Annotated in this window: 10 protein-coding genes; 4 read left to right on the forward strand and 6 right to left on the reverse strand. The window is 72.5% G+C overall.

Annotated elements, in window-relative coordinates; genetic code table 11:
• The first annotated feature begins 6 nt into the window (after positions 1 to 6).
• Complete coding sequence (locus tag J4573_RS23685; RefSeq protein ID WP_208257990.1) at positions 7 to 1842, forward strand: RiPP maturation radical SAM C-methyltransferase; 1836 nt, start codon at positions 7 to 9, stop codon at positions 1840 to 1842.
• A gap of 13 nt (positions 1843 to 1855) precedes the next feature.
• Here the strand turns inward: J4573_RS23685 and J4573_RS23690 are convergent, their stop codons facing one another.
• Positions 1856 to 4723, reverse strand: a complete 2868-nt coding sequence (locus J4573_RS23690) for an AfsR/SARP family transcriptional regulator (RefSeq protein ID WP_208257991.1) — start codon at positions 4721 to 4723, stop codon at positions 1856 to 1858.
• Positions 4724 to 4865: 142 nt separating this feature from the next.
• Here J4573_RS23690 and J4573_RS23695 point away from each other — a divergent pair, with 142 nt between their 5' ends.
• The gene (locus tag J4573_RS23695; protein WP_208257992.1) at positions 4866 to 5510 is read left to right on the forward strand and encodes a sensor histidine kinase; all 645 of its coding nucleotides are present in this window, start codon (positions 4866 to 4868) and stop codon (positions 5508 to 5510) included.
• Here the strand turns inward: J4573_RS23695 and J4573_RS23700 are convergent.
• Positions 5482 to 5973, reverse strand: coding sequence for an Lrp/AsnC family transcriptional regulator (locus J4573_RS23700; RefSeq protein WP_208257993.1), 492 nt, complete (start codon positions 5971 to 5973; stop codon positions 5482 to 5484). The two genes, J4573_RS23695 and J4573_RS23700, sit on opposite strands and share 29 nt — an antisense overlap.
• 106 nt (positions 5974 to 6079) lie before the next feature.
• Between J4573_RS23700 and J4573_RS23705 the strand changes: the two genes are divergently transcribed.
• Complete coding sequence (locus J4573_RS23705) at positions 6080 to 7225, forward strand: MFS transporter (RefSeq protein ID WP_208257994.1); 1146 nt, start codon at positions 6080 to 6082, stop codon at positions 7223 to 7225.
• A gap of 60 nt (positions 7226 to 7285) precedes the next feature.
• Complete coding sequence (locus J4573_RS23710) at positions 7286 to 7867, forward strand: AAA family ATPase (RefSeq protein WP_307796819.1); 582 nt, start codon at positions 7286 to 7288, stop codon at positions 7865 to 7867.
• A gap of 14 nt (positions 7868 to 7881) precedes the next feature.
• Here the strand turns inward: J4573_RS23710 and J4573_RS23715 are convergent, their stop codons facing one another.
• The 4 genes from J4573_RS23715 to J4573_RS23730 all read right to left on the reverse strand — a co-directional run bounded on the left by J4573_RS23715 (position 7882) and on the right by J4573_RS23730 (position 12895).
• Positions 7882 to 9108 carry an alpha/beta hydrolase gene (locus tag J4573_RS23715; RefSeq protein ID WP_208257995.1) on the reverse strand — a complete coding sequence of 409 codons (1227 nt, stop codon included), beginning with the start codon at positions 9106 to 9108 and terminating at the stop codon, positions 7882 to 7884.
• A gap of 91 nt (positions 9109 to 9199) precedes the next feature.
• Positions 9200 to 10141: a winged helix-turn-helix transcriptional regulator gene (locus J4573_RS23720; protein ID WP_208257996.1), complete on the reverse strand. Its 942-nt coding sequence runs from the start codon at positions 10139 to 10141 to the stop codon at positions 9200 to 9202.
• A gap of 20 nt (positions 10142 to 10161) precedes the next feature.
• Entirely contained in the window at positions 10162 to 11685 is a 1524-nt protein-coding gene (locus J4573_RS23725; RefSeq protein WP_208257997.1) for a carotenoid oxygenase family protein, read from the reverse strand.
• Positions 11675 to 12895 carry an acetyl-CoA acetyltransferase gene (locus J4573_RS23730; RefSeq protein WP_208257998.1) on the reverse strand — a complete coding sequence of 407 codons (1221 nt, stop codon included), beginning with the start codon at positions 12893 to 12895 and terminating at the stop codon, positions 11675 to 11677. Before J4573_RS23730 ends, J4573_RS23725 begins: the two co-directional genes overlap by 11 nt.
• Positions 12896 to 12930 lie beyond the last annotated feature (35 nt).

Below are 12930 nucleotides of genomic sequence, written 5' to 3' on the forward strand. Positions count from 1 at the left end.
GCCGGGATGTCCGCTCCGCTGCGCGTCCTGCTGATCAGCATGCCGTGGCACGCCCTGGACCGGCCCGCGATCGGGTTGAGCCTGCTGCAGGCCGCCCTGCGGCGCGACGGCGTGCATTGCGACGTCCGGCATCTGGGATTCGCGTTCGCCGACCGCACCGGCCTGGACGACTACCGGTGGGTGAGCGCGGAGATGCCCACCACCGCGTTCGCGGGCGACTGGATCTTCACCCGGGCGCTGTACGGCGACGGCGCGCCCGGCGGGGACACCGCGTACGCCGCCGAGGTGCTGAGCGGCGCGGGGCGGCGGGCCGGGCAGATCCTCGCCCGGCTGCGCCGCGTGCGCGCGCACTGCGAGCCGTTCCTCGAGGACTGCCTGGAGATGATCGACTGGGCGGGCTACGACGTCGTCGGGTTCACCTCCACGTTCGAGCAGAACATCGCCTCGCTGGCGCTCGCCCGGCGGGTGAAGGAGCGGCATCCGCAGGTCGTCGTCGCGTTCGGCGGCGCGAACTGGGAGGGCGAGATGGGCGAGGAACTGCACGCGCGGTTCCCGTTCGTGGACGCGGTCTGCCAGGGCGAGGCGGATCGGTCCTTCCCGGAGTACGTCCGGCGGCTCCGGGACGGAGCGGACCCGTCGGACGTCCCCGGCCTGCTGATCCGCGCGGGCGGGCGGACCGTGCGGACGCCGCCCGCCCGGCCGATCGCCGACCTGGACGCGCTGCCGGTGCCCGCCTACGACGACTTCTTCGCGGACCTGTCGGCGAGCAAGGTCTCCGACGGCATCGCACCGGTCCTGCTGCTGGAGACGGCGCGCGGTTGCTGGTGGGGCGCACGCCACCACTGCACGTTCTGCGGGCTGAACGGGCAGACGATGGCGTTCCGCAGCAAGTCCACCGAACGCGTCCTGGCCGAGATCACGGAGATGGCGGGGCGGTACGGCGTCCGGCAGGCGGCGGTCGTCGACAACATCATGGACATGCGGTACTTCACCGGCGTACTGCCCGCGCTGGCGGAGGCCGGTGCGCCGATGGACCTGTTCTATGAGGTCAAGGCGAACCTCACGGCCGAGCAGGTGGGTCTGCTGGCGAAGGCGGGCGTCCGCTGCGTGCAGCCGGGGCTGGAGAGCCTCAGCGACCACGTGCTGGCCCTCATGCGCAAGGGCACCACGGCGCTGCAGAACGTCCAGATGCTCAAGTGGTGCGCGGAGTTCGGCGTACGGCCGGAGTGGAACCTGCTCTACGGCTTCCCCGGGGAGACGGCCGAGGACTACGCCGCGACCGTGGACCTCATCGACGCGATCGACTTCCTGCAGCCGCCCGGCGACATCGCCGCCATCCGCCTCGACCGCTTCAGCCCGTACCACGGCGACCCTGCCGGGTTCGGCCTGACCGACGTGCGCCCCAAGCCGGCTTACGCGCACCTGTATCCGTTCCCGGACGAGACGCTCCGCCGGATCGCCTTCTACTTCGATTTCGACTACGCCGACGGCCGCGTCCCGGCCGAGTACGCCGCCCCGGCCATCGAACGCGCCTGGCAATGGGCGTCGGGTGTGCCGCGCGGCGAACTGACCCTCCTGCATCGTCCCGACGGTGACCTGGTGCTGCTGGACACGCGACCCGGCGCGGCGGGCTCCCTCCTGCTCAGCGGATGGCAGGCGGCCGTCTACGAACGGTGCGATCGCGTCACGGCCGAACACGTCGCGGTCGAGGCGGGAACGGGACAGGGCGCCACCGCGAGCCAGGTCCGGCGGTTCCTCACCGAATGCCGCGAGCGCCGCGTGATGGCCGGCGTCGGCGACCGATGGCTCTCCCTCGGGGTACGACGGCCGGCCCGCGCCTAACCCGGCCCGGCGGCTAGCCCGCGCGGGCCTGCAGCCGGGCGCGCGGATGCCTGGCCTCGGCGTGGCCGATCTCGGTGAAGATGTCCAGCGCGCGCCGCCAGGCACGTTCGGCGTCGGAACGTTCGCCCGCCGCGTCGTGGGCGTCGCCGAGGCGGGTCAGGCTCGCCGCCTCGTTGTAGCGGTCGCCGAGGCGGGCGAAGAGCGTGACCGCCTGCCGGTAGCAATGGCGCGCCTCGTCGTGGGCGCCCAGGTTGTGGTGGATGTAGCCGAGGCTGTCCCAGGTCTGGGCACAGCCGCCCTCATCCCCGAGCTCCTCATGAAGCGCCAGCGCCTCCTGGCAGCACGGGAGGGCCTGTTCGTAGTCGCCCACCCGCGCGTGAAACCAGCCGACGGCGTTGAGGGCGTCGGCGAGCCCGGCCTTGTGCCCCTCCGCTCGGTAGAGCTCGAGCGCGCGCTCGGCGTGGCCGAGCGCCTCCAGGTCGCGGTCGCGCTGGTCGAGCATCGCGGCGAGCGTCCGGTGCGCGTACGCCTGCCCCACCCGGTCGCCCAGCTCCTCGAACAGCGCGAGCGCGGCCCGCAGGTGCCGGTCGGCGACGTCGTTCTGGTTCAGCCGGGCGAACCCGCGGGCGATGCCGCGATGAGACAGCGCCTGACCGGCGAGGTCTCCGATGCGTTCGGCCGCGAGGAGCCCGGACCGGTGAACGGTCGACAGGTCGTTCCAGTGCCCCTGCCGGTCGAGGTAGGTCGAGACGGCCCAGGCCAGATGCCAGCAGGAGGAGTCCGCCCCGGTCGCCAGCGCCTGCTCGACCGCGGCCAGCAACGCCGCGTGCTCGGCGGTGAACCACGACATCGCCTGCTCGGCGCTGCGCAGGTCCACCGGGGTGACGCCACGGTCGGGCGGCGCGATCTTGGGCGGGTCGCGGTGCGGGTTGATGAGGCGGTCACCGGCGAACGCGGTCTGCAGGTAGTGGTCGAGAACGCGGCCGATCGCGTCCCGGCGCTCGTCGGCGCCGTCGCGGTCCATGGCGAGCTCGGCGGCGTAGGCGCGCAGCAGATCGTGGAAGGTGAAGCGGCCCGGCACGTGCTCGATCGCCAGGTGCGCGCGGGCCAGCTCGGCCAGCGCGGCGCGGGCGCGGATCGGCGACACCCCGGCGAGACTGGCGGCGGTCGGCGCGGTGATGTCGGGCCCGGCGTGCAGCCCGAGCTGCCGGAACAGCCGCTGGGCGGCGGGGCTCACGCGGTGCAGCGACCAGGAGAAGACCGACCGGATGTCGGTGCTCGGGTCGGCGATCTCGAACGCGTCCAGCCGCGCGTCGCCGTCCTCCAGTTCCCCCGCCAGCTGTTCGAGCGCGAACTCCGGATGCGCGGCGGCACGCGCCGCGACGATGGCCAGGGCCAGCGGCAACCGCGCGCACCGGGCGACGATCTTCTCGACGGCCGCCAGTTCGGCGGCGATCCGTGCCTCGCCCAGCCGCCGGGCGAGCAGCCCGCGGGCCTCGGCGAACGACAGCAGGTCGACGGTCAGCGGTACGGCGCCTTCGGCGGCGACCAGGCCCGGCATCTGGTCGCGGCTGGTCACCACGACGACCGATCCGGGCGAGCCGGGAAGCAGCGGGCGCACCTGCTCGGCGTTCTCGGCGTTGTCCAGGATCACCAGGACGCGCTGGTCGGCGAGCAGGCTCCGGTAGAGCGCGGCCTGCCCCTCCAGGCTGATCGGGATTCGTTGCGGCTCGACGTCGAAGGCGTCCAGGAAACCGCGGATCGCCTCGGCCGGCTCCATCGCCGCGGCGCCCGGGTCGAAGCCGCGCAGGTTGACGTACAGCTGCCCGTCGGGGAAGCGGTCGCGGACCTGATGCGCCCAGTGCACCGCGAGGGCGGTCTTGCCGACTCCGGCGGTGCCGCCGATGGCGGTGATGACGACCGCTCCCCCGGCCGCGGCGCCGTCTCGCAGGCACACCTCGTTGAGCCGTTCGATCTGGGTCTCGCGTCCCGCGAAGTGCGACATCCCGTAGGGCAACTGCGCGGGAACGGGCAGCCCCCGCACGCCGGGACGGGCCGGGGCGGGCGAGCCGCGCGGGGACCGTTCGGCCGCCTCGGCGGCCAGGCCCGGGTCGGCGTTCAGGATCCGTTCGTGCACCGCCCTCAGCTGCGGGCCGGGCTCGATGCCGAGCTCGTCCAGCAGGTAGCGGCGCGCCTCGTGGAACGCCTCCAGCGCCTCGCCCTGCCGTCCGGCGCCGTACAGCGCGAGCATCAGCAGGCCGCGCAGCCGCTCGCGGAAGGGATACCGGCCGATCAGCTCGCGGAGCTGCCCGACCAGCTCGCGGTGACGGCCGAGCCGCAGGTCCAGGTCGGCGCACTGCTCGATCACGTCGAGGCGCCGCTCCCCCAGCCGGTCGCGTTCGGCGTCCAGCAGCGGTCCGGCGAGGCCGTCGCACAGCGGTCCGCGCCACAGCTCCAGCGCGCGGTGGAACGCCCCGGCGGCGCCCTCCTGGTCACCCTCCGCACGCGTCGCGCGGGCGGTCTCCACCAGCTCGTCGAACGCGGCCAGGTCCAGCCGTTCCGGCGGAACGGTCAGCAGGTAGCCGGTGTCGGTCCACGACAGGAGGCTGGACGGTGTACGCGGCGACCGGTCCGGCTCCAGCACCCTGCGCAGGCCGGACACGTGCTTTTGCAGGAGGTTGACCGCGTAGGCCGGCGGCTCCTCGCCCCACACCGCCTCGATGAGGCGCTCCCGCCGCAGGCGCCTGCCCGCGTTCAGCAGCAGGACGGCGAGGACGGTGCGCTGTTGGAGCGGTCCGAGCGGCAGCTCCGCACCGCCACGCCAGGCACGCAAAGACCCCAGGACCTCGAACCGGAGCACCGGATCGCCCGGATCGCTCATCCCCGTCTCCCGCCGCGTTGAGCAATCGGTCACCAACATAGCTCTGGGGACGGCGCTCCGTCACCGGCTTATGCCGCGCGTCCAGCGGCCGTCCAGCCACCCCTCCAGCGCCCGTTCCAGCAGCGCGGCGGAGGCTGGCGGCATGACCGGAACAATCTTCGACGAGCGCGCGCGGATCGCCCAGGATCTGCACGACACGCTCGGGCACGCGATCACCGTGATCGCGCTGCGGGCCGCGGGCGCGCGGCGGTCCCCCGCCGGGCACGTCGCGACGCGGGACCGGGCGCTGGCGAGCATCGAGCGGAGCGCCGTACGGGCGATGACCGAGCTGCATCACGTGCTGGAGGGCCTGGACATGCCCGGCGAACGCGACCTGCCTGGGATCGAGGAGCTTCCCGACCTGCTGGAGTCCGTCGCCGGCACCGGGGTCAGCGTGACGATCCGGGCCACCGGCAACCCCGTTCCGCTGGTTCCGGGCGCGGGAGGGGCGGCCTACCGGGTCGTTCAGGAGGCCCTGACGAACGTGATCAGGCACGCCGGGCCCGGCGCCTCGGTCCGGGTGACGCTCACCTGGGCCGGCGGGCTCCGCGTCCAGGTGACCGACGACGGCGGCCGCAGCGGTGAGGCCCCTGCCGTGCACGCGCCGTCGTCCGGACGCGGGCTGCCCGGACTGCGCGAGCGCGTCCACGCGACCGGCGGCCGCCTGCTCTCGGGCCCGGTCGGCGCCGGCTTCACCGTGGCGGCCGAGTTCCCGGCGCTCAGCGCGTCCAGCCGGCCGATGATGTAACCGAGCGGGACTCGAACGCGGCGGGCCCGACGGCACGGTTCTCGTACGGCGTGGACAGGACGACGTGGGTGTCCATCTCACCGTGCTCACCGAGCCGTTCGAACAGGCCCTCCAGGTGCTCCATCGAGGCCACGCGGACCTTGAGCATCGAGCAGCCGTTACCGCTGAGCTTGTGGATCTCGGCGACCTCCGGAAGGTCCTCGGCCGTCGTGGTCTTCAGCAGGCAGCGGCCGTGGTGACAGCGCATGTGCACGAACGCGGTCAGCGGCTGGCCGACCCTGGCGGGGTCGATCCGCGCCTGATATCCGGCGATCACGCCCTGCTCCTCCAGGCGCCGCACGCGTTCGGCGACGGCCGGGGCGGAGAGGTTGATCCGGGCGGCGAGCTTGTTGAACGAGAGGCGCCCGTCGCGCTGAAGCTCGTCGATGATGCGCCAGTCGGTCTGATCCAGTGGTCTGTCCATGTGCAACCCCCTTCGCGGACAACACCTTTCAAACTAGAAGCGAGAGGCGCCGAAGACCAGTCATCGCCCATTCATCGCGCGGGCTGACCTTTCTAGCGTTGAACGCATGCGAGCGATGACGGGATTGTGTGCGAGCGCGGCGTTCATGAACGCGGCGATGGCGGCAAGCAGCGCGACGAGCACCCTGGTGGCGGCGGACCGCCTCGGAACGGCGTGGGGTGCGGTGCCCAACGCGGCGGGCATCATCGGCACGGGTGTCGGGGCGCTGGCGCTGAGCCGCATGGCCAACCGGCGCGTGTCGTTCGTGCTCGGGTACGCGGCGGCGATGGTGGGCGCGGGCCTCGCGGTCAGCGCGACGGTCGGCGGCCGGGTCGGGCTGCTGTGCCTGGGGATGGTGCTGCTCGGCCTGGGGAACGCGGGGGCGCAGCTCTCCCGCTACGCGGCCGCCGACCTTTACCCAGTAAGGCGGCGGGGGTTCGCGATCGGCGTGCTGGTCTGGTGCTCGGCCATCGGCGCGATCGGCGGCCCGCTGCTGCTGGACCCGGCGGGCTCGTTCGCCGGGGGCGTGGGACTGGTCACGTTCGCCGGCCCGTTCGTGCTGGCGCTGGTCACCTGCGCGGTCGCGGCCGTCGCCGCGTTCGGCGCGCCACGGGGATCGCATCAGGTCGCCGGCGTTCCGCTGTCCTCACTGCTGCGGACGCCGGTGGCGCGGTCGGCGCTCACGGTCATGGCGACGGCCCAGGTGGTGATGGTCACGGTCATGACGGCGACGCCCCTGGACATGCACATGCACGGCGAGGGGCTCGGCGCGGTCGGCGTGATGCTCGCCGGTCACACGGTCGGGATGTTCGCGTTGTCGCCGGTCACGGGCAGGCTGGTCGACCGGGCGGGACCGCGGCCGGTGATGTTCGCTGGCCTGCTGACACTCGCCGCCGCGGCCGCGATCGCCCCGGTCCTCACGCCGTTCGGGCTGTTCGTGCTCGGGTACGGCTGGAACCTCTGCTTCGTCGGCGGGAGCAGCCTGCTGGCCCGCGATCTCCCCGAGACCGGGCGGGCGCAACTCGAAGGTGCGGTCGATGCCGCGATATGGTCCATCGCTGCGATGGCGGGGCTGATCTCCACGCCCCTGCTGTCGCTGGGCGGATTCACCGTGCTCGCGTGGACGGCGGGCGGCCTGGCGCTCTGCGCGCTGGCCGCAGCCTTGCGCGGCGGCAGGAAACTGGAACAACTGCCCGGGTGTGTTCGTTTGTGAAACCACCATCGACCTCGGGGGAAACCAGACAGGAGAGCACCGATCCGAAAACGTAGCGATGTGGAAACCCGCGAGACCGGCGCCGGCCTCACCTATCCGGCGGGGGCGCTGGTGCTGGTGGCCGGGCTGCCCGGCGCGGGCAAGAGCACGCTGATGGACCGGCTGTACGGGCTGCGGGGCGACGAGAGCGCGCCGGTGGAACGCGGCCCGGTGCGCGTCATCGACTCGCGCCAGTCCCGCAACTGGTGGGCGCGGTTCCTGCGCCCGCTGCCGACCCGCGTACGCACCCCTCTCGTCCACGCGACGCACGTGTGGCGCATCGCCCGCGCGGTGATCCGCGGGCACGCGGTCCTCGCCCACACCCGCGGCACCTGGCCGCACATCCTGCACGGCTTCGCCTGGCTCGCGCGGCGGCGCGGCGGCGAGATGCACCTGATCCTCATCGATGTCGACCCCGAGACGGCGCGGGCGGGGCAGGTCGCGCGCGGCCGGGTGGTGACCGACACCGCGTTCGCCCGGCACTGCCGCCGCTGGGGCCCGATCATGGAGCAGGCCCGGACCGGCGAGCTGCCGCCGGCCGACGGCGTCACGGTGCTGGACCGGACCACCGCCGACCGGCTGGAGGCCATTCATTTCGACTAGCGCGGCCACTTCGGCTAGCGCAGGGTCTCGAACCACCGGACGATCTGGGCGGTGCCCGACAGGTTCGAGCCCAGGTGCCGGGAGCCCCCGTAGGTCCGGCCGCCGACGTCGATCACCGGTGCCTTCACGCCCCGCCGACGGAGCCAGGTCGCGTAGTGGGTCGTGTTGAGCGTGACCGCCTGCTCGTCATTGCTGATCTTGTAGAGGCGAATCGGGACGTGCGGGGTCCAGGCGGTGGGCGCGTCGCGGTCCTCGATCAGCGCGCGCTCGAACCGGCCCGTCGGCTTGCGGAGCATGGCCATGCCGCGCGGGGTCAGCAGCTGGTCGAGGCGGTCGGGCAGGCTCTTCAGCATGACGTCGCCTCGGGTGGTGCCGTCGAAGAGCTTGTTCACGCGGCCCGCGTACGGCTTCTTGAAGACCACCTGGGGCGAGGAGTAGAGGCCGTGGATGCGGTTCCAGGAGGTCAGCAGGTACGTCGTGTAGGCGACGCCGATCTTCGAGGGCACCTTGCCGCCGAGAAGCGCCGGCAGTTCGGCGCCCTTGAAGTCGTACCCGCCGCTGATCGGGGCGACCGCGCGCAGCCGGAACCACGGGTCGTTGCCGGCCTGCAGCGCGCGTGCGAGCCCGAGCGCGGACGACGCGCCCTGCGAGAAGCCGGTGACCAGCACCCGGCGGTCGAGCGTGCGTCCGTGGCGCGCGGCGGCCTGCCGTGCGGCCCGCAGCATGTCCATGGAGGCGGTCGTCTCGGACGGGACGTTCTTCCATGGGTGGACGCCGGGGCCGAGCCCGAGCCCCAGGTAGTCGGGCGAGACGGCGGCGAAGCCCGCCGCGCCGTAGGTGACGGCCGGGCCGGAGCCCCAGACGTCCTTGGCCACCGAGGGCGCGTCCGGCTTGTAGCTCATCGTGCCGTGCGTGTACGAGACCGTGCGCAGGGTCTTGGCCTGGTTGCGCGGCAGGACCAGCAGGCCGCTGGCGGTGGTGGGCCGGTGGCGGGCGTCGATCGTGCGGTAGACCAGCCGGTAGGTGTCCACCCCGTACTTGACCTGCGAGGCGTCGAAATGGTCGCTCTTCAGCCAGGTGCGGGCCTGCTCGGCCGACATCGTCCGCAGGTGGGTCGCCGACACCAGCGTCCCCCGCTGAGTCGGAACGGCGGTGCTCGCTCCGGCGGTGGCCGCGGTGAGACCGGCGACCGTGGTGGCCGCCACTGCGGCGGCGGTGACACGGGTCATCGGGTGTGCCATGAAGGGTCCTGTTCGGTTCGGGGCTGCTGTGCTCCAGCCTCCGGCCCCGCCGACCGGACCCGCATCGCTCCCAGAGTCGATCTTGGACCTGCTACTCGGGAGGTACCACCAGCACGTCCTCCTCGGCCAGCACCTCACCGCAGCCGTCGCAGACAAGCCGCGGCTCGAACGCCGCGCCGCAGCCGCGATGCGCCGACAGCAGCGCCGGGCCGTCGGGCGCGTGGAACCAGCGCTGCCCCCACGCGATCGCGGTCATGATGACCGGGAAGAACGCGCGTCCCTTGTCGGTGAGCCGGTAGGACACCCAGTCGGCCCGTTCCGCGCTCGGCTCCTCCGACAGCACGCCGAGCGAGACGAACGTGCGCAGCCGGTCGGACACCATCGTCGGCGGCGCGCCCATCATCTGCTGGAACTCCCCGAACCGGTGGGCGCCGAGGAACGCGGCGCCGAGCAGCATGACCGACCAGCGGTTGCCGACCAGGGCCATGGTCTCGGGGAACAGCCCCGCGCCGTCGCCCGCACCCGAGGCCGACCGGCGGCGGGTCGCGGCGGCCGGGACCGAACGGCCGTCCCCGCCGCTCGGGCCCACGCTGCTGCTCACGTCGCGCGGCGCGACCCGTTCACCGCAGGCGGCGCAGGTCAGCTGCGGCTCCATGTGGCGGCCGCACGTCCGGTGCCGCATCCAGGGCAGCGTCTCGGTGTGGTCGGCGACCCAGCGGAACTCCCACGCCCAGATCGCCACCAGGATCGGCCAGACCTCCCGGCCCTTCTGGGTGAGGCGGTACTCATACCTGGTGGGCCTGGTCTGGTAGGCCCTGCGGGTGAGCAGCCCCATGCGGGTCAGCAGGCCGAGCCGCGCCGACAGCACCGAGTCGGAGATCGCCAGGCGGTCGCGCCAGTCGGCGTAGCGGTGCACGCCCTGGTGGGCGTACCGCAGGATCAGCAGCGCCCACTCGTCCCCGATGAGGCCCATGGTGATGCCGATGGCGTTCTCGCCCCCGGCACGCAGCCGCGTCGGCGTCACCTCGTCCATGTCGGGACTCCCATGCGCTTCTACAGGCCGATCGTCCCGGCCGCCTCGGCGGCGTCCCCGTCCCGCCAGCCCCGCAGCGCCGAGCCCGGGGCCCAGGTGGAGTGCGTGCCGCTGGAGATCCGCTCCGGGAGCCGCAGGCGGGCCACCGGCCCGTCGGTGAGCCGCGCCGCGTCGAACACCAGGCACTCGGAACGATCGGTGTTCATGTCCGTGGTCAGTGTAATCAGGTAGCCGTCGTCCTCCCCGGTGGAACCGACGCGTGGCGCCATCGCCGTCTCGCTGCCGTAGACGCCCTCGTCCAGCGCGTACCGCTCCTCGGTGCCGGTGTGCAGGTCGTGCCGGACGATCCCGTCGAACAGGAACCAGCCCGGCCGCTGCGTCGCGGCGTAGGTGTAGCGGTAGGGGCGGCCGCCGTGACCGGGGTTGATCATGCCGAACTCGGTGTAGCGCTCGCTGAGGCGCTCCTCCTTCACCTGGCCGGTCGCCAGGTTGAGGCGCCAGCGGTGTAGGTGGGTCTGCATCCGTTCCAGCGCCAGGAATCGGAACATGCGCTGGTAGACGCCCTCGCCCCTGGGATCGGGCGGCTCCGGGCAGCCCTGGAAGAACCCGTCGATGACGATCTCGTCGCCGTCCTCGTAGGCGTTGGCGAAGTGCAGCACGTACGTCGGGTCGGCCTCGAACCAGCGGATCTGTGAGGAGTCCCCGCGGCGCGGCATCACGCCGAAGCGGCTCGGCATGTCGGGGTGGAAGCGCGAGGCGTACTTGCCCTGCGCGAGCAGTTCCGGCTCCCAGAACAGCGGGAAGTCGTTGAAGATCGCGTAGTTCTCGGTGAAGGCCATGTCGTGCGGCAGCCGCGGCCCCGGCAGCGGCACGTCGACGAAGTGCGCGAGCGCGTCCTTGTCGTCGACGACGCCGTAGCGCAGGTAGGGCGCCTCGGTCGCGTAGCTGAAGAACATCAGCTCGCCGGTGTGGTCGTCGGTCTTGGTGTGCGCCGACACGCCCCAGTCGGACGGGAAGCCGCCGCCCCAGGTCGCCTTGCCGATCGTGTCGAGGGTCAGCGGGTCGAGCTTGTAGAGGTCGCCGCACTGCCAGAAGCTGGGCAGCGCGGCGCCGTTGTGCACGACGATGTCGGTGCTGGCGGCGTCCTTCATCCGCGTCCGCGCGCCCCAGCCGTCCTGCCGCTTGGACAGCGCGGGACGGTCGGCGATGCCCGCCCACAGCGACTCCCCCGCTTCCTGCTCGGCGAGGAACCCGTCGGTGCGCACGAAGCGGTTGCGGTAGAACGCCTTGCCGTCGCGGAAGCCGACGACGTGGATCATCCCGTCGCCGTCGAACGGGTGGTAGAGGCGGATCGCCGGGTGGACCGGGTTCTCGGTGTTGCGCAGGTAGACCCCGTCCAGGTCGGCCGGGATCTCGCCTTCCACGACCTCCAGGTCGTCGGCGCGCCACTCGGTGGTCTGGGGGCGCCACGGGCCGGTCCGGTAGGGGTGATCGTCATCCTCGGGCAGCGTCGACAGCGCCCGCCCCACGACCTCAACGTCCATCGTCGTTCCCCTCCACCACGAGGCTCACCGTGGTCGTCGTGCTGCCGCCGATGTTGAGCGTGCCGACCCGGCGCGCCCCCTCGACCTGGTAGCCGCCCGCGCGCCCGGTCACCTGCCGGGTCGCGTCGAGCAGCATACGGACGCCGGTCGCGCCGACGGGGTGACCGCCGCCGATCAGGCCGCCGCTCGGGTTGACGGGGATGCGCCCGCCGATCTCCAGCTCGCCGTTCTCGATGGCCTTCCAGCTCTCGCCGGGGCCGGTGATGCCGAAGTGGTCGATCGCCATGTACTCCGACATGGAGAAGCAGTCGTGGGTCTCGATGCCGTCGAGGTCGTCCACGCCCTCGACTCCGGCGCGCTTGAACGCGTCGAGCACCGCCTGCCTCACGTGCGGGAGGACGTACGCCTCGCCCGCGCTCTTGTCGACCTTCTGCCGCAGCGGCAGGCCGACCGTCCGGTGTCCCCAGCCCGCGATGCGGGCGCCGCCGCCGCGTCCGTTCCGTTGGAGCCAGCGGTCCGACACGAGTACCACGCCCGCGCCGCCGTCGGTCATCTGGCTGCAGTCCTGCCGCCGCACGCGTCCCTCGACCGGCGGGTTGGCCTCGGCGTCGGAGGTGAAGCTGGCGTCGGTGAACTTCCACGCCCGGGTCTGGGCGTTGGGGTTGGCCTTGGCGTTGCGCATGTTGAGCTCGGAGATCGCTTGGAGATGACGGTCGTCGATGCCGTAGCGCCGCTCGTACTCCCCGATGAGCTCGTTGAACATGTACGGCCACATGAACGTGGCGTCCTGCCCCTCGTGACCGACCCAGGCGGCCGCTCCGAGGTGCTGCGCCGCGAGATCGCCGGGGACGGTCTTCTCCAGCTCGACGCCCAGGACCAGCGCGCAGTCGTAGCGCCCGGCCTCCAGGTCGGCCATGGCCGACAGCACGGCGATCCCGCCCGAGGCGCACGCGGCCTCGTGCCGGGACGAGGGAACGCCCCACAGGCCCTCGTGCACGGTCGCTGGCATGCCGCCGAGCTGGCCCTGCCCGGTGAAGAGCTGGCCGAACGCGTTGCCGACATGAATGACCTCGACATCCTCGGCCGCCACCCCGGAATCGGCCAGCGTGTCCTCGACCACCTCCCCGACGAGGTCGGAGAACTCGAGCCCGGCCCGTGCCCAGTTGCGCGCGAAGTCCGTCTGATGTCCGCCCAGCACCCATACGCTCATGTCTGCAAGACTACAACTAACAGAGTTACTCGATA

The organism is Actinomadura barringtoniae (genome assembly GCF_017573505.1).
Lineage (GTDB): Bacteria > Actinomycetota > Actinomycetes > Streptosporangiales > Streptosporangiaceae > Spirillospora > Spirillospora barringtoniae.